The 15,490-nt window shown below is 67.5% G+C and carries 13 protein-coding genes and 1 pseudogene; 5 read left to right on the forward strand and 9 right to left on the reverse strand.

Annotated elements, in window-relative coordinates; translation table 11 throughout:
• Nucleotides 1-116 precede the first annotated feature (116 nt).
• Both ACQY4V_RS07525 and trkA read right to left on the reverse strand, forming a co-directional pair.
• Nucleotides 117-1,637 (reverse strand): TrkH family potassium uptake protein, encoded by a 1,521-nt coding sequence (locus ACQY4V_RS07525; protein ID WP_428517187.1) that lies wholly within the window; start codon nucleotides 1,635-1,637, stop codon nucleotides 117-119.
• A gap of 16 nt (nucleotides 1,638-1,653) precedes the next feature.
• Nucleotides 1,654-3,030: a Trk system potassium transporter TrkA gene (trkA, locus tag ACQY4V_RS07530; protein ID WP_428516221.1), complete on the reverse strand. Its 1,377-nt coding sequence runs from the start codon at nucleotides 3,028-3,030 to the stop codon at nucleotides 1,654-1,656.
• Nucleotides 3,031-3,132: 102 nt separating this feature from the next.
• Between trkA and ACQY4V_RS07535 the strand changes: the two genes are divergently transcribed.
• A complete protein-coding gene (locus ACQY4V_RS07535; RefSeq protein WP_428516222.1) occupies nucleotides 3,133-3,606 on the forward strand; it encodes a hypothetical protein in 474 nt (157 codons plus the stop codon).
• 127 nt (nucleotides 3,607-3,733) lie between these two features.
• Here the strand turns inward: ACQY4V_RS07535 and ACQY4V_RS07540 are convergent, their stop codons facing one another.
• The 5 genes and pseudogenes from ACQY4V_RS07540 to dusB all read right to left on the reverse strand — a co-directional run bounded on the left by ACQY4V_RS07540 (nucleotide 3,734) and on the right by dusB (nucleotide 10,983).
• The gene (locus tag ACQY4V_RS07540; protein WP_428516223.1) at nucleotides 3,734-5,149 is read right to left on the reverse strand and encodes a sigma-54-dependent transcriptional regulator; all 1,416 of its coding nucleotides are present in this window, start codon (nucleotides 5,147-5,149) and stop codon (nucleotides 3,734-3,736) included.
• Nucleotides 5,150-5,157: 8 nt separating this feature from the next.
• Nucleotides 5,158-7,397 (reverse strand): annotated as a pseudogene (locus ACQY4V_RS07545) (ATP-binding protein).
• Between the two features lie 153 nt (nucleotides 7,398-7,550).
• Nucleotides 7,551-8,915 (reverse strand): response regulator, encoded by a 1,365-nt coding sequence (locus ACQY4V_RS07550; protein ID WP_152492486.1) that lies wholly within the window; start codon nucleotides 8,913-8,915, stop codon nucleotides 7,551-7,553.
• The gene (locus ACQY4V_RS07555) at nucleotides 8,915-9,994 is read right to left on the reverse strand and encodes a two-component system sensor histidine kinase NtrB (RefSeq protein WP_152492487.1); all 1,080 of its coding nucleotides are present in this window, start codon (nucleotides 9,992-9,994) and stop codon (nucleotides 8,915-8,917) included. Before ACQY4V_RS07555 ends, ACQY4V_RS07550 begins: the two co-directional genes overlap by 1 nt.
• Nucleotides 9,991-10,983, reverse strand: coding sequence for a tRNA dihydrouridine synthase DusB (gene dusB / locus ACQY4V_RS07560; protein WP_428516224.1), 993 nt, complete (start codon nucleotides 10,981-10,983; stop codon nucleotides 9,991-9,993). The genes ACQY4V_RS07555 and dusB overlap by 4 nt, the downstream gene beginning before the upstream one ends.
• A gap of 167 nt (nucleotides 10,984-11,150) precedes the next feature.
• Between dusB and ACQY4V_RS07565 the strand changes: the two genes are divergently transcribed.
• The 4 genes from ACQY4V_RS07565 (at nucleotide 11,151) to ACQY4V_RS07580 (ending at nucleotide 13,743) form a co-directional block, all read left to right on the forward strand.
• Nucleotides 11,151-12,284: a bifunctional 2-C-methyl-D-erythritol 4-phosphate cytidylyltransferase/2-C-methyl-D-erythritol 2,4-cyclodiphosphate synthase gene (locus tag ACQY4V_RS07565; protein ID WP_428516225.1), complete on the forward strand. Its 1,134-nt coding sequence runs from the start codon at nucleotides 11,151-11,153 to the stop codon at nucleotides 12,282-12,284.
• Nucleotides 12,281-12,778: a phosphatidylglycerophosphatase A family protein gene (locus tag ACQY4V_RS07570; protein ID WP_428516226.1), complete on the forward strand. Its 498-nt coding sequence runs from the start codon at nucleotides 12,281-12,283 to the stop codon at nucleotides 12,776-12,778. Before ACQY4V_RS07565 ends, ACQY4V_RS07570 begins: the two co-directional genes overlap by 4 nt.
• On the forward strand, nucleotides 12,775-13,242 hold the full coding sequence (locus ACQY4V_RS07575; protein ID WP_428516227.1) for a CinA family protein: 468 nt from the start codon (nucleotides 12,775-12,777) through the stop codon (nucleotides 13,240-13,242). The genes ACQY4V_RS07570 and ACQY4V_RS07575 overlap by 4 nt, the downstream gene beginning before the upstream one ends.
• A 69-nt stretch (nucleotides 13,243-13,311) precedes the next feature.
• The gene (locus ACQY4V_RS07580) at nucleotides 13,312-13,743 is read left to right on the forward strand and encodes a GFA family protein (RefSeq protein ID WP_428516228.1); all 432 of its coding nucleotides are present in this window, start codon (nucleotides 13,312-13,314) and stop codon (nucleotides 13,741-13,743) included.
• Nucleotides 13,744-13,748: 5 nt separating this feature from the next.
• Here the strand turns inward: ACQY4V_RS07580 and ACQY4V_RS07585 are convergent, their stop codons facing one another.
• Both ACQY4V_RS07585 and ACQY4V_RS07590 read right to left on the reverse strand, forming a co-directional pair.
• A complete protein-coding gene (locus tag ACQY4V_RS07585) occupies nucleotides 13,749-15,047 on the reverse strand; it encodes an MmgE/PrpD family protein (RefSeq protein ID WP_428516229.1) in 1,299 nt (432 codons plus the stop codon).
• Complete coding sequence (locus ACQY4V_RS07590; protein WP_428516230.1) at nucleotides 15,034-15,489, reverse strand: type II toxin-antitoxin system RatA family toxin; 456 nt, start codon at nucleotides 15,487-15,489, stop codon at nucleotides 15,034-15,036. Before ACQY4V_RS07590 ends, ACQY4V_RS07585 begins: the two co-directional genes overlap by 14 nt.
• Nucleotide 15,490 lies beyond the last annotated feature (1 nt).

The raw sequence follows: 15,490 nt of genomic DNA on the forward strand, positions 1-15,490 counted from the left end.
TATGGAGTGGGCGTTTCGGAGTTTCCAGCCCAAAAATCAAATCGTTGCGGCGTCTTGCCGGGAAGATATGTCACGACCGTGACACGCGCGCAACTTGGCCCGGCCTGCGCCGGGCCTCAGCGGCGCCACAGGCTGGGGTTGAACAGCGCGATCAGCGCCAGCGTCTCCATCCGGCCCAGCACCATGGCCGCGGAAAAGACCAGCTTGGCCGCCGGGCGCATTTCCAGCAGGGGAATGGGCGCGTCGGCCCCGACCTGGGTCAGCGGGCCGGCGGTGGCGAGGGCCGCGGTGGACAGCACGATGGCGTTCTGCAGATCCTCGCCCAGGGCGGCCATCAGCACGGTCACCAGCGCCAGCGACAGCGCGAAGAGCATGAAGAAGATCCAGGCCACGAACGCGCCCTCGCGCCGCATCCGGCGGGTGTGGACCCCGGCGCGCCCCACCGACGAGGGATGCACCAGACGCTCCATCTCGCGCTGGCCATTGAGGTAGAGCGCGTAGATCCGCAAGAGTTTCACGCCCCCCGCCGTGGTGGCCACGCCGCCGCCGAACATCGCCAGCCCCATCAGCAGAAGGCCCGGCGTGCCCAGGCCCGACCAGCTTTGCGCCGCCTCCCATGCCGCGCTTTGAAAGCCGGTGGTGGAGAGGAACGACATGACGGTGAACGTGCCGCCCCAGAGCGCCTGAAGCGCCATGCCGAAATCCTCGACCTGGTCGACGTCGAACGCGCCCAGCCAATGGCGCGAGAAGAGGATCAGCGGCACGCCGACGACGAGGGCGCAGCCGATGCGGAACTCGGGGTCGCCCAGCACACTGGTGGAGCGGCTGGTCAGCGTGTCCGAGGAGAAGGTCAGCCGCGAGAGGGCGAAGAACATGAAGAGGAAGATCACGATCTCGCCGCCGAAGCCGCTGCCGGCATTCTCGACTCCGCCGACGGCGGAAATGCCGCTGGTGGCCATGGTGGACATGGCATGAACCACGGCGACGAGCGGGCGGTCGCCGCCGATCACCAGCATCAGCCACAGAACGCCCGTCAGCCCCACGTAGATCGGCGCCAGCGCCTGGGTGCTTTGGGCGATGCGGCGGGCGGAGGTGGCGCGGCGGAAGCGGCTGAGCGCATCCTCGCCCTGCCCCGGCTCGGCCGAGACGGTGATCTCGAACCCGCCCAGGTTCATCGGCGCCAGCACCGCCGAGGCCGCGATCCAGATCAGCAGACCGCCGAACCAGCCGACGAGACCGCGCCAGAGATGCAGGCTGTCGACCAGCCGCGAGGGGTTGTCGAAGAGCGTGGCGCCGGTGGTGGTGAGGCACGACACCATCTCGACATACGCGTTGAGAAAGCGCGTGGTCTCGAGCCCCTCGTAGAAGGGCAGCGCCAGAAAGATCGGCAGCGCGGTATAGGCCAGCGCCAGCGACGCGAGGTTCTGGATGTCGGTGTTGTCCTGCTGGCGGCGGCCGGAGATGGCGAGGCCGATGAGCAGGATGAAGATGATCCCGAGGACGCTGGAATAGAGAAAGGCGCGGGCGACGGAATGATCGTCCTGCACGAAGGCATGAAGCGCGGGGCCGAGCATGGCGACGCTGGCGATCCCGGTCAGCACGAGAATGAGCGGAAACCGCAGCAGACGGGCGGTCAGGCCCGGCGACGATGTCTCAGAAGAAATCAATCGAAACCTGCAGGAGCTGTTCCACCCGGCCCACATCCGACGCCAGCGCGAAGATCACCACCACGTCGCCCGCCTCGATCCGCATGGTGCCGGAGGGCTTGAGCACCTTGCCGTCGCGCAGCACGCCGCCCACGAGCACGCCTTCGGGGAAGTCGATCTCGCGGATGGCGGCGCCGGCGATGTTGGAGGTGGACATGACCTCGGCCTCGATCACCTCGGCCTCGGCGTCGCCGATGGAATAGACCGAGCGCACGCGGCCGTGGCGGACGTGGCGCAGGATCGAGCTGACGGTGGTGGAGCGCGGATTGATATAGGCGTCGATGCCCAGGGGCTCCATCATCGGCAGAAGCGTGGGGTCGTTGATCAGCGCGATGGCAAAGGGGCAGCCCTCGGCCTTGGCGCGCACGGCGGCCAGCATGTTGGTCTTGTCGTCGTCGGTGACGGCCAGCACCGCATCCGTGCGCGAGATGTTGGCCTCGGCCAGGAGTTGCGCATCGAGACCGTCGCCGTTCAGGACGATGGTGCGTTCCAGGGCGTCGGCGGCGCGCTCGGCCACTCTGCGGTCGCGCTCGATCACCTTGACGCGGGTGCGCTTGCCGCGCTTCTCGATCCGCTTGGCGACGCTGAGGCCGATATTGCCGCCGCCGATGATGACCAGCCGTTCCTGCGTCTGGGAGGTCTTGCCGAAGACCTCCATGGTGCGCGGCACGTCCTCGGTGGGGGCGAAGACATAGGCGTCGTCGCCGACGAAAAGCTGGTCCTCGGCCTCGGGGGCGAAGAGCTTGCCGTCGCGGCGGATGGCGAGCACGACCACTTCGAGCGTCGAGAAAAGGTCGGTGAGCTGCCGCAAGGGCGTGTTGACGATGGGGCAGTCATCCTCGATCCGCAGGCCCATAAGTTGTGCCTTACCTTCCATGAAGGTCTCGGTGTCGAAGGCGGCCGGCGCGGCAAGGCGTTGCAGCGCGGCCTCGGCCACCTCGCGCTCTGGCGAGATGACCACGTCGATGGGCATGTGGTCGCGGCGGTAGAGGTCGGAATAGATGGCATCCAGGTAGGACTGGCTGCGCAGGCGGGCGATCTTGCGGTTGATGGAAAAGACCGAGTGCGCCACCTGGCAGGTGACCATGTTGACCTCGTCGGAATGGGTGGCGGCGATGATCATGTCGGCATCGCGCGCCCCAGCCTGGTCGAGCACGTTGGGGTAGCTGGCAAATCCGTTGATGCCCTGCACGTCCAGCGTCTCGGTGGCGCGGCGCACAAGGTCGGGGTTGCTGTCGACCACGGTGACGTCGTTGCGTTCGCCCGACAGGTGGCGCGCGATCTGCCAGCCGACCTGCCCTGCCCCGCAGATGATGACCTTCATGGGCTATGCCCTTATTGACCCAATCGAGCGCTTTGCATGACAGATGGGGCTGTCACGGTCAATTGCTTTGTCCTGCGGGAATTTGGCGAATAAGCTGGACGCATGGAATGGTACCGAGTCCCTCTTTTTGCCTGTGTCGCCCTGCTGTTGGCAGGGTGCCTGCCGACAACCGTCTATTACAAGGAAGGCGCGCCGGTGAGCGGTGTTGCCCGGGACCGCACGCAATGCGACGTGGACGCCCTGCGCCAGGTTCCGGTGCGCACGCTGACGCGGTACATTCCCCCGACCTACAGCTATCGGCAGGTCTGCAACGGAGCGGGCGCGTGCCGCACGGTCCGCGTGATCCTGTCCCCCGGCCGGTGGGAGCGGTACGACGCCAACGAGGGGCTGCGGGCGCGGGTGGCCAGGCAGTGCATGGCAGACCAGGGGTATGAGAAGGTCAGCCTGAAACCCTGCCCGCCCGAGGTGGTGGAGGCGACGGTGATCACCGCGACGCGCGTGCAACCGCCCCTGACGGAGAATTCCTGCGCGATCCGCATCAAGGGCGGGAAATACCAGATCGTGAACCCGGACTAGGTCGCGTGACCAGGTGGAGCGCATGCGGCGCGCTCGATGTCTCGGCGGCGGGGCCGCCTCGGGACTGCCTCCGCCGGGGATATTTGGGGCCAGAGGAAGCAGGGCGGTCGTGGGCCGTCCGGCCCGTTCAGCCGGTGGCGGCCTGCTGGCTGTCCTCTTCCTCGTCCGAGAGCCGCGCGCCCTTGGCGCCGGTGACCACGCCCAGCGATTTCAGCTTGCGGTGCAGGGCGCTGCGTTCCATGCCGACGAATTCCGCCGTGCGGCTGATATTGCCGCCGAAGCGGTTGATCTGGGTCATCAGGTATTCGCGCTCGAACGCCTCGCGGGCTTCGCGCAGGGGCATGGTGGCGACAGTGCCCGAGAGGACAACCCGGCCCTCGTCGCTGGGCGTGGCGCTGTCGCCGGGGATCTCGCGCGCGTTGATGTCGCCCGAGCTGTCGCCCAGGATCAGGATGCGTTCGATCACGTTGCGCAGCTGGCGCACGTTGCCGGGCCAGCGCATCGTCTGCAGGAGGGCCGCCGCCTCGTCGCCCAGGGCGCGGATCGGCAGGCCCTGTTCGCCGTTGAGTTTCTCGATGAAGTAGCCGGCCAGCACGGGGATGTCCTCGCGCCGGTCCTCGAGGCTGGGCACGGCGATGGGCACCACGTTCAGGCGGTGGTAAAGTTCGCGGCGGAACCGCTCGGCCCTGATTTCCGCCTCGAGGTCGCGGGAGGTGGAGGAGATGACGCGCAGGTCGACCTGGACCTTGTCGCTGCCGCCCACGCGCAGGAAGGTCTGATCGACCAGCACGCGCAGGATCTTGCCCTGGGTGCCCAAGGGCATGTCGGCGACCTCGTCGAAATAGATGACGCCGGTATTGGCCTCTTCCAGAAGGCCCGGGGTGACGGTGCCGTCCTCGGCCTCGCGTCCGAAGAGCACCTCTTCCATGCGATCGGGTTCAATCGAGGCGCAGCCGGCGCAGACGAAGGGGCCGGCCGCGCGGTCGGAATTGGCGTGGATGTAGCGCGCGGCCAGTTCCTTGCCCGATCCGGCGGGGCCCGACAGCATGACCCGGCCGTTCGAGCGCGTGACCTTGTCGAGCTGGCTCACGAGGGTGCGGAAGGCGGGGCTTTCGCCCAGCATGTCGGCCGGGCCACTGCCCTGGCGCTTGAGCGCGACGTTCTCGCGGCGCAGGCGGCTGGTTTCCATGCCGCGGCGGATCACCACCATCAGTTGGTCGATGTTGAACGGTTTCTCGATGAAGTCGTAGGCGCCCTGTTTGATCGCCGCCACCGCGATCTCGATATTGCCGTGGCCCGAGATGATGACAACGGGAACCTCGGGATAGTCGCGTTTGACCGCCTTGAGGATGTCGATCCCGTCCATGTTGCTGTCTTTCAGCCAGATATCGAGGATCAGCAGGCCGGGCGGCTGGTCTCGGATCTCGGCCATGGCCTCGTCGGAATTGCCGGCAAGGCGGGTGGTGAAGCCTTCGTCCTGCAGGATGTCTGAAATCAGTTCTCGAATATCGCGTTCGTCGTCGACAATCAGGATGTCACTCATGGGTCACCTCATACGGCCTGTCGTTGGTCATATTCGTTCAAATCGGAATCAGAGTCGGGGTCGGTGTCCGGCGCCGCCTCGGCGCGGGTCAGGGGAAGTCGGATGACGGCCATGGCGCCGGAGCGGGCGCCGTCCGCGAAGGGTTCGGCGTCTTCGAGCGCAAGGCTGCCGCCATGTTCCTCGATGATCTTCTTGACGATAGGCAGGCCCAGCCCGGTGCCTTTTTCGCGCGTTGTCACGTAAGGCTCGAACAGGCGCGAGCGATCCTCTGGCAGACCGATGCCATTGTCGGAAATGCGAATGACGGCGCTGTCGTCCTCGCGCAGGCTGATCACGCGGATCTGCGGGACGTGGCCGTCGCTGCCTTCTTTTTCGTAAAGGCTATCAATGGCTTCGCCGGCGTTCTTGATCAGGTTTGTCAGCGCCTGGTGCAGCATGGTGCCATCGACCTCGGCCATCAGGGCATCGTCGGTCAGCGTGGTCTCGAAAGTGACGTCGGGCTGGCCGGCCTCTTGCAGAAGGACCGCCTCGCGCAGGAGCTTGGTCAGGCTTTCGACCTTGGTCTGCGGCTCGGGCATCCGGGCGAACTTGGAAAACTCGTCGACGATGCGGCGCAGGTCGTTGGTCTGGCGCACGACCACGTCGGTGAGCTGTTCCAGGCTGGCGGCCTGTTCGTCGTCGAGCAGCCTGGTGAACTTGCGCTTGATGCGTTCGGCCGACAGCTGGATCGGGGTCAGGGGGTTCTTGATCTCGTGCGCGATGCGGCGGGCGACGTCGCCCCAGGCGGCCATGCGCTGGGCGGTCACGAGGTCGGTCACGTCGTCGAAGGCGACCACGTAGCCCTCGCGCCGGCCGCCGTCATTCGTGCGGGTGGACATGCGCACCAGCAGGTTTTCCATCCGACCCGAGCGGCTGACCTTGATCTCCTCCTGGAGGAATCCGGTGTTGGACTCCTTCAGCCGGTCGAAGAGCGCGCCGAATTCCGGGATCGCCACGGAGAGCGCCAGCGATTGCTGGTCCTCGTGCCAGTCGAGCAGGCGTTCGGCGGCACGGTTGACGAAGGTGACGCGGCCCTTCACGTCGAGCCCACCACGCCCGAGGACACGGACCCCAGAACGGAATCGAAGAGCCTGCGGCGGCGCTCGATCTGCTCGGTGTTGGTCAGGAGCCTGTCGCGCTGCTGCTTCAGTTGGCGGGTCATCTGGTTGAAATAGGTCGAGAGCATCCCGATCTCGTCGTCGCCGTCCTCTTCGCGCACCTGCGTGTCCAGATCGCCCTCGCCCACGCGCTGGGCGGCGCTGGTCAGGCGGCCCACCGGGCGGCTGAGGCGTTCGGCAAACCACATGCCCAGCCAAACAGCGGCGAGGATGAGGATCAGCGCGAAGCCGAGGTAGAGCACGCCGAACTCGAAGAGCACGCGGTCGCGTTCATCCTCGCGCTGCTGGTAGAAGCGTGCGGTTTCCTGGGTGTCGTCCAGGAGGCTGAGGATGTCGCCGTCGACATTGCGGCTGACATAGAGGTAGCGGTCGGGGATCTCGTCCAGCGGCAGGAGCGCGCGGAATTCGTTGTTGTCCCAGTCGCGGATGACGACGACGCCCTCTTCGTTGGCCTCCTGAAACATGTCGCGCGAGGGTTCCTCGTAATCGAAGAGGTAGGAGCGTTCGCCCCGCGAGCGGATGTCGCCGGTACCGTCGATCACGAAGGCCTCGCGCAGGCCGCGCTGGATCTCGCGCTGGCCGCGCGACAGGATCTGGCGGATGTCGCCATCGTCGAGGAAGACGGCGGCGCGCTTGGTGGCGTTGATCAGGGACGCCAGGGCGCGCGCATCGGTCAGCAGGTCGCGGCGGTGCTCGTCCTCATAGGCCTGGGCGGCGGCTACGGAGTTGTCGACCACGCGCCCCACCCTGTCGGAGAACCACGCTTCGAGCCCCATGTTCACCGAAAGCGTGGCGAAGACGGCGACGGTGATGGTGGGCAGGAGCGCCATCAGCGCGAAGACGCCCGTCAGGCGCAGGTGCAGGCGGGAGCCGGCGGACTTGCGGCGGCGGGCGGCGACCATCTGGACCACGCGCTGCAACACAAGTGCTGCGACCATGATGATGTAGACCATGTCGGCCAGCAGGACGATGCGCAGGATGTTGGACGAGCTGCCCTGGTCGAGCGGGCCCATGACGAGATAGGTCAGGAACGCCAGCACCGGGCCCAGAACGACGAGGCTGAACGCGGCGGCATTGCGCACGCGTTTCATCCGGCGAAGACGCCCGAGCCTTTCCCACGTCAGTCTGCGTGCTTTTGCAGCCACGCAATCCCCCCATCAGGTTGTGGCGCGGGATGCGCCAGACCTCCAGATATGGCTTGGAACCTGGCAAGGCTTCCGAAGCGCCACAGTCATGTTGCAGTTTTACATCAACTTGCGGCGTCGTGTCACGCGAATATCAAGGTCGGTGATTTTCTTGCGCAATGTATTACGGTTAATGCCAAGAAGATCGGCGCATTTGGCCTGATTTCCGCCCGTGGCATCGAGCGCGATCTCGATCAGGGGCATCTCCATCTCCTTGAGGATTCGCCCGTAGAGGCCCGGCGGCGGCAGGGTGTTGCCGTGCAGGTCGAAGTAGCGGCGCAGGTGGCGCGAGATCGAGGTCGACAGGGTCTCGCCCCCGCCGCCGCCGACCACCGGCGCGGCCTCGGGCTGGTTGCCCAGCACGGCCTCGACCTCGGAGCGGGTGATCTCGGAGGACCGCGCGGTGAGGCCCAGACGCTGAACCGCGTTTTCGATCTGACGGACATTGCCGGGCCAGCTGTAGGCGCGCATCAGTTCCATCGCGTCTTCGGACACGGTGCGCGGCGGCTGGCCCTCGCGCTCGGCCTTCAGGAGGAAGTGCTGGACCAGGAGCGGAATGTCGTCGACGCGGGCGCGCAGGGACGGCACCTCGACCACGGCGCCCGACAGGCGGTAATAGAGGTCCTCGCGCAGCTTGCCCTCTTCCAGCCGGTCGGCCAGGCGGCCCAGCGAGGTGGCCATGAAGCGCGGCACGTGATCGCCCGGCGCGTCCATCATCCGCACCACGCGCGCCTGCGCATCGGTGCTGAGGTCGCCCACCCCGTCCAGCACGATGGTGCCGCCCTTGGCGCGGGCCATGACCCGCGCGGGGCCTTCCAGATCGGCAAGGTCGGTGGGCGTGACGGTGACGAAGGGCAGCGTGCGGCGGTCGGAAAAGTCGTGTATGGCACGCGCGATGAGGGTCTTGCCGGTGCCGGATTCGCCGGTGATCAGCACCGGCAGATCGGTGTTCATCAGCCGGGCGACCACGCGGTAGAGCCCCTGCATCGCCGCGGTGCGCCCCACCAGCGGCAGCTCGTCGGGGCGGTCCTCGGATTTCGGCTCGGTCGGGGGGCGCTTGGTGCGGGCGTCGAGCGCCCGCGCGGTGCGCTTCATCAGGTCGGGCAGGTCGAAAGGCTTGGGCAGGTAATCGAAGGCCGCGGCCTCTTCGGCCTGGATCGCCGTCATTATGGTGTTCTGGGCCGAGATCACGATCACCGGCATGCCCGGGCGGTCCTGGTTGATCTTTGGCAGCATTTCCAGGCCGTTGCCATCGGGCATCATGACGTCGGTGATCACCGCGTCGCCCTTGCCCTCGCCCACCCACCGCATCAGCGTGGTCAGCGACGAGGTGGCGTGCACCCGGCACCCCGCCCGCGTCAGGGCCTGCGTCAGAACCGTGCGGATCGTGCGGTCGTCATCGGCGACCAGTACCGTGCCATCCATTAGCTTTCCTCCATGTCCTTGCCGGCGCGCGGCAGCGATATCCTGAATACTGTGCGTCCCGGCACCGAGCTGACCGAGATCCAGCCGTCGAGGTCCGAGACGATCTTGGCGGCCAGTGCGAGGCCGAGGCCGGTGCCGTTCTCGCGGCCCGACACGAACGGCTCGAACACGTTGCCGGCGATTTCGGGCGGCAGGCCGGGGCCGTCGTCGATGACCTCGATCTGGAGCGGCAGCGACTTGCCCGGGCCGCCACTGTCACGCCGCACCCGCAGGGACTGTTCGTAATAGCTGTGCAGGGTGATGGTGCCGCCCTTGTCGCCCGCGGCCTGTGCCGCGTTCTTCAACAGGTTCTGGATCACCTGCAACAGCTGGTCGGGATCGGCCACGGCGAGCGGCAGCGAGGGGTCGTAATCCTCGACGATGGTCATGTGCGCGGCGAAGCCCACCAGCGCCGAACGGCGGGCGCGGTCCAGAACGTCGTGCAGGTTGACCGCGCGTAGCTTGGGCAGGCTGACATTGCCGAATTGCTCGACCTGTTCCAAGAGGCCGACGATGCGGCGGCTTTCCGACACGATGAGGTCGGTGAGTTCCAGGTCGTCCTGGTCGAGGTTCATCGACAGAAGCTGGGCCGCGCCGGTGATGCCCGCCAGAGGGTTCTTGATTTCATGCGCCAGCATCTCGGCCATGCCGATCGCGGACTTGGCAGCGGATTTGACCGACTGGCTTTGCGTCACGCGGCCCGCCAGTTCGCGGGGCGAAATGAGCAGGATCATGTGATCGTCCCAGCCCGAGACCGGCGCGATCTGCAGGTTGCACTGCATCGGCGCGCGATCCCCTGTGCCCACGTCCACGTCATTGACGAAGAGCGGCGCGGATTTCTCGCGGGCGCGTTCCAGCGCTTCTTCGATGGGCGCGTCGACGGCCAGCTTGTCCCACACCGGCTGGCCGATGATCGAGCGGGCGGATGTCATCAGAAAGCCCTCGGCGGCGGGGTTGATCTGGACGATGCGGTCCTGCCCGTCGAGGATCAGCCCCGGCACCGGCAGCGACGTCCAGACCATTTCGTCCATCCCGGTCATGCGGCGGTCCTTTCCGGGGCGGTCATCGCGTCCTCGAGCAGGCGGTTGACGTTCGCGGGGTCGCGCTCGGTCAGGATGCGCTTGCGCAAGGCCGGGGGCACGTCGCGCCCGTCCATGTACCAGCCCAGGTGCTTGCGGGCGACGCGGGTGCCCAGGTCGGTGCCGTAGAAGGACAGCATGGCGTCGTAATGGTCCTGCACCAGCCGCGTGAGGTCGCGGCCCTGCGGAATGTCCGGCGGAGGCGTGCCATGTAACTCGTGCGCCACCTGGGCCAGCAGCCAGGGACGGCCTTGCGCGCCGCGCCCGATCATGACGCCGTCCGCGCCGGATTTCATCAGCGCGTCGCGGGCGGTGGGGGTGCCGGTGATGTCGCCGTTGGCGATGACGGGGATGCTGACCGCGTCCTTGACGGCGCGGATCGCGGCCCAGTCGGCATAGCCCTTGTAGAACTGGCAGCGGGTGCGCCCGTGGATGGTGATCATCCGCACCCCCGCCCCTTCGGCGCGCCTGGCCAGCTCCGGCGCGTTGAGGGTCGTGTCGTCCCAGCCCAGCCGGGTCTTCAGCGTGACGGGGATCGAGACCGCGCCGACCACTGCCTCGATCAGGGTGAGCGCATGGTCGAGGTCCTTCATCAGCGCGGACCCGCTGGCGCCCGAGCCGCTGGCGCTGGTGACCTTCTTGGCCGGGCAGCCCATGTTGATGTCGATGAGCGTGGCGCCGTTGCCTTCGACCTGGCGGGCAGCCTCGGCCATCCAGTGCGCCTCGCGCCCCGCCAGTTGCACCGAGGTGTCGGCGGCCTCGAACCCCAGTTCGGCCTTTTCGCGCACGCCGGGTTTGGATTGCACCATTTCCTGGCTGGCGACCATCTCGCTCACGACCAGTCCGGCGCCGAAGCGGCTGACCAGGGTGCGGAACGGCAGGTCGGTGATCCCCGCGAGCGGGGCCAGAAGGACCGGAGGATGTAGGTTTCGAGGGCCGATGTTGAGCATGGGTGCCTAACGAATGAGCATATGGACGTTTTATGGCCGGGCGCGGCCAAGCACAATTTATGCATGCTCAAATTAAAATCAAAAAGGTATGGGTGATTAAAAATTAGGCAAAACCACGGCGTGACGCGCCCATTGCATGCCCCTGCCCGCTTGCGTAAGCACAGCATATGAGCATTGCAGCCATCATCGTCGCCGCAGGGCGTGGCATCCGCGCCGGGGGCGAACGGCCCAAGCAATGGCAGCGCGTGGCCGGCAAACGGGTGATCGACTGGACGCTGGCGGCGTTCCGCGCGGTGCCCGCGGTGGAGCGGATCGTGGTGGTGGTGCATCCCGACGACATGGGCGAACTGGCCGGCGAGAGCGGGATCACGGTGACCGAGGGCGCGGCCACGCGCGCGGGCTCGGTCTGCAACGGGCTGGCGGCGCTGGAGGGCGTGGGCGTGACCTATGTGCTGATCCACGACGCGGCGCGCTGCTGCGTGGCCCCGGCCCAGATACGGGACGTGATCGCGGCGCTTGGCCCCGATTGCCCGGCGGCGGCCCCGGCCCTTCCGGTCAGCGACGCGCTGTGGCAGGGCGAGGACGGGCTGGTGACCGGCACGCAGGACCGCGCTGGGCTCCACCGGGCGCAGACGCCGCAGGGGTTTGACCTGGCAGCCATTGCGGCCGCCCATGCCACCGCGCCCGAAGGTGCCGCCGACGATGTCGAGGTGGCGCGGGCCGCGGGCCTGCCCGTGCGCATCCTTCCGGGGCGCGAGACCAACCTGAAGATCACCACGCCCGAGGATTTCGCCCGGGCCGAGACCATCCTGAGAGGACCCATGGACATACGCACCGGAACCGGCTTTGACGTGCACCGTTTCGGCCCCGGCGACCACGTGATGCTGTGCGGCGTCGCGGTGCCGCATGACCGGGGCCTGCAAGGGCATTCGGATGCCGATGTAGGGCTGCACACGCTGGCTGACGCGATCTATGGCGCGATGGCCGAGGGCGATATCGGCCGGCATTTTCCGCCCAGCGATCCGCAGTGGAAGGGTGCTGAGAGCCATGTGTTCCTGTCGCACGCGGCGGGTCTGGCCGCCGAGAAGGGCTATCGCATCACCAACGTGGACCTGACCCTGATCTGCGAGACGCCCAAGATCGGGCCGCACGCGGCGGCGATGCGGGCGCGGGTGTCCGAGATCATGGGCCTTGAGGTGGAGCGCGTGTCGGTCAAAGCCACCACGACCGAGCGACTGGGCTTTACCGGCCGGGGCGAGGGCATCGCGGCGCAGGCCGTGGCCACGCTGGTGCGCACATGAGGGCCGCGCAGATCATCGCGACCTTCGGCGGCGTGGGTTATCTGCGCCCGGCACCGGGGACCTGGGGCTCGCTGGCGGCACTGCCGGTGGCGGCGCTCTTGCATGTCCTCGGCGGGCCGGTGCTGCTGGGCTTCGGGATCGTCGCCTCGTTTGCCTTAGGATGGTGGGCCACGACGCTGGAAACAAAGGGGAAAGAGGATCACGACCCAGGCGAGATCGTGATCGACGAAGTGGCCGGGCAATGGCTGGCCTTCCTGCCCGTGTCGATCGGCGCCACCCATGCGGGCGCGGCGCTGACCGCACTTTGGCCCGGCTTCGTGACCGCCTTCCTGCTGTTCCGCCTGTTCGACATCTGGAAGCCCGGCCCGGTGGGCTGGGCCGACCGGCAGGGCGGAGCTTTCGGCGTGATGCTGGACGACCTGATCGCCGGGCTTTTCGCCGCGCTGGGTGTGATGTTTTTCGCCTGGCTGTCGCACGGGGTGCTGGGGCTATGAGCGCCGAGGACGTGCTGAAGGCCGCCAAGGCGGCGGGGCTGATGGTGGCCACGGCGGAGTCCTGCACCGGCGGCATGGTGGCCGCCGCGCTCACCGATATCGCAGGTTCGTCGGCGGTTGTGGAACGGGGGTTCGTGACCTATTCCAACACGGCCAAGCGGCAGATGCTGGGCGTCTCGGCCGATACGCTGGAGGCGCATGGCGCGGTGTCGGAAGAGGTCGCGCGGGAGATGGCTGAAGGCGCGCTGGACCATTCAGCGGCGGACGTGGCGGTGTCGATCACCGGCATCGCCGGCCCCGGCGGGTCAGACCACAAGCCCGAGGGGCGCGTGTGCTTCGGCCTGGCCCGCGTGGGCCGCGTTACGCAAGTGGAAACGGTCGAGTTCGGTGCCCTGGGGCGGGCCGAAGTGCGCACCGCCGCGCGGGACCATGCGCTGGCGCTGTTGCTCAAGGCGCTGGACTGAATATCTTGCCCCGGCCCCTGCCCTGCGGCTAGGTCTTGCAGGCAGGGTTCAGCACGGGACATATCCGACATGACGACACGCGGCCATTGCCATTGCGGCGCCACGCGCTGGCAGTTCGAGGGCGCGCCCAACTGGGCGTGCTATTGCCATTGCGACGACTGCCGCCGCAATTGCGGGGCGCCGGTGGTGGCGTGGCTGGGCGTGCCGGTGGCGGCCTTCCGATGGACCGGCGCGGCGCCCGCGACCCGCGAAAGCTCGCCCGGCGCCCGCCGGCATTTCTGCGCCAGTTGCGGCACGCCCATGGCGTTCGATGCGGATCACTACCCCGGCGACATGCATGTCTACGCGGCCGCGTTAGAGGACCCGGGCGCGGTGCAACCCGCCTTTCACGTGCATTATGACAAGCGGCTGCCGTGGCTGACGCTGGACGACGATTTGCCGAAATATGACGGCAGCGTCGTGGACCTTCCCAAGGACGCCGTCATCTTCCCAAAGGACTGACCGGCCTAGCGGACCAGCAGCGCGGCGAATTCCTCCGGCGGGGCATCGGCCTCGATCGCCTGCCAGATCGCCTCGGCGCGCCCGTCGCCCAGCAAGGCGGCGGCCTTGGTGCGCACGCGTTTCTGGCGCGCGGCAAGGCCGGGATCGGCGTCGAGGTCGTGAAAGAGATCCTGCACAGACCCGTCCTTGAGCGTCACGCGCAGGCGGGCCTGCATTTCGGTCAGGCTGTCGTCGCTGTTCACCCTGACCCGTTCGCGCAGCGCGGCGAGGTCGGAGTCACGGCTGAGCGCGTCGTCGAAACTTTCCAGCCGCGCGGTGTCGTGCCCGGTCAGCGCCATGGCGGTGACCATGCGGTAGCTGAACTTGGACTGAAGCCCGCTTTCGGGCGTCGCGATGTTGCACACGCTCAGCCAGCGGGGATGGGTGGCGATCTCGACCGTCTCGACCCGGTCCGCCGGTGCATCGAGGTCGCGCAACGCCTCCAGCGTGGCGTGCAGGCCGTGGCAGCAGGCGTGGAACTTGTGCTGCACGCTTTCGAACAGCCAGTCCTGCCCCAGCGTATCGAACGCCGTGCCCTGCCCTTCGCCATGATGCGTCGGCCCGAACCCGTTCTGGCCGTCCATCGCCCCGGGCGCACTGATAAACCCACGAGCCGCCAGCTGTGCGGCCTCGACGCCGTTGGAGGCGGCAAGCCCCGCATTCATCGGCTTACCCATGGTCCCGAACTGCGCCTTGATGCCGGACGCGCGGGTCGTGACGAGGCCGATGGCGTGCTGCATCTGCTCCGGCGTCAGGCCCATGAGGCGCCCGGCGGCCAGCGTGGCGCCGAAGGCCCCCGCCGTGGCGGTCTGGTGATAGCCCACCTGGTAATGCGCCCGGCCCAGCCAGACGCCCACGCGGATCGAGGCCTCGACGCCGATCAGCGCGGCCTCCTGCAGCGCCGGGCCGGTGGCACCCACGGCCTCGCCCACAGCCAATGCTGCGGGGATGACGGCGACGGACGGGTGGCCGATATGGGCGAAATGCGTGTCGTCATAGTCCAGCGCGTGAGACACCGTGCCGTTGACCAGCGCGGCCATGCGGGCGGGCGCGCGCAGATCGCTGCCGATGAGCCCCGCCTGCGGGCTGCCGCCCTCGTCCTCGGCCTGCGCGCGCAGGATCCCCGCCACGGGCTCGTCGCGCCCGGCGATGCCGACCGCCGCCCAGTCGAGCAGCGACAGCCGCAGGATTTCCATCGCGTTCTGGGCCTTGACCGGGCCGAGCGCGAAGCCGGCCAGCCGCTCGCCGATCTCACCCCCGTCCATAGAGCTTCTCCGCCCGCGTCTCGAAGGCGCGCACGATGCGCTTCATCGCCTCGTAGAAGAACAACTCCGCCGCGCCCTGCAAGAGCCTGTTCTTGAACTTGAAATCGACGTCGAAGCCGACCTCGCACTGGCCGTCGCCCACATCGCGGAACTCCCAGTTCGAGCGCATGTGGTGGAACGGGCCGTCGAGGTACTCGGTCTCGATCCGCTTCTTTTCGGGCCAGAGCACGACCCGGCTGCTGAAGCGTTCGCGGAACACGCGGAAGCTGATCACAAGGTCGGCCTCCATCACCTTGCTGCCGTCCTCCTGCGGCGTGACACTGGTCACGCGGGCAGCGGCGGTCCAGGGCAAAAATTCCGGGTAGGAGCCGACATCGGCGACAAGGTCGTACATCTGCTGCGCGGTATAGGGCAGCGTCCGGGTTTCGGCATGAGTAGGCATG

The organism is Roseovarius sp. (assembly GCF_965277045.1).
GTDB lineage: Bacteria > Pseudomonadota > Alphaproteobacteria > Rhodobacterales > Rhodobacteraceae > Roseovarius.

Excerpts from the sequence above, each read along its gene's own strand:
- trkA (WP_428516221.1), bottom strand. The coding sequence starts at position 3,030 with ATGAAGGTCATCATCTGCGGGGCAGGGCAGGTCGGCTGGCAGATCGCG.
- ACQY4V_RS07535 (WP_428516222.1), top strand. The coding sequence starts at position 3,133 with ATGGAATGGTACCGAGTCCCTCTTTTTGCCTGTGTCGCCCTGCTGTTG.
- ACQY4V_RS07540 (WP_428516223.1), bottom strand. The coding sequence starts at position 5,149 with ATGAGTGACATCCTGATTGTCGACGACGAACGCGATATTCGAGAACTG.
- ACQY4V_RS07550 (WP_152492486.1), bottom strand. The coding sequence starts at position 8,915 with ATGGATGGCACGGTACTGGTCGCCGATGACGACCGCACGATCCGCACG.
- ACQY4V_RS07555 (WP_152492487.1), bottom strand. The coding sequence starts at position 9,994 with ATGACCGGGATGGACGAAATGGTCTGGACGTCGCTGCCGGTGCCGGGG.
- dusB (WP_428516224.1), bottom strand. The coding sequence starts at position 10,983 with ATGCTCAACATCGGCCCTCGAAACCTACATCCTCCGGTCCTTCTGGCC.
- ACQY4V_RS07565 (WP_428516225.1), top strand. The coding sequence starts at position 11,151 with ATGAGCATTGCAGCCATCATCGTCGCCGCAGGGCGTGGCATCCGCGCC.
- ACQY4V_RS07570 (WP_428516226.1), top strand. The coding sequence starts at position 12,281 with ATGAGGGCCGCGCAGATCATCGCGACCTTCGGCGGCGTGGGTTATCTG.
- ACQY4V_RS07575 (WP_428516227.1), top strand. The coding sequence starts at position 12,775 with ATGAGCGCCGAGGACGTGCTGAAGGCCGCCAAGGCGGCGGGGCTGATG.
- ACQY4V_RS07580 (WP_428516228.1), top strand. The coding sequence starts at position 13,312 with ATGACGACACGCGGCCATTGCCATTGCGGCGCCACGCGCTGGCAGTTC.
- ACQY4V_RS07585 (WP_428516229.1), bottom strand. The coding sequence starts at position 15,047 with ATGGACGGGGGTGAGATCGGCGAGCGGCTGGCCGGCTTCGCGCTCGGC.
- ACQY4V_RS07590 (WP_428516230.1), bottom strand. The coding sequence starts at position 15,489 with ATGCCTACTCATGCCGAAACCCGGACGCTGCCCTATACCGCGCAGCAG.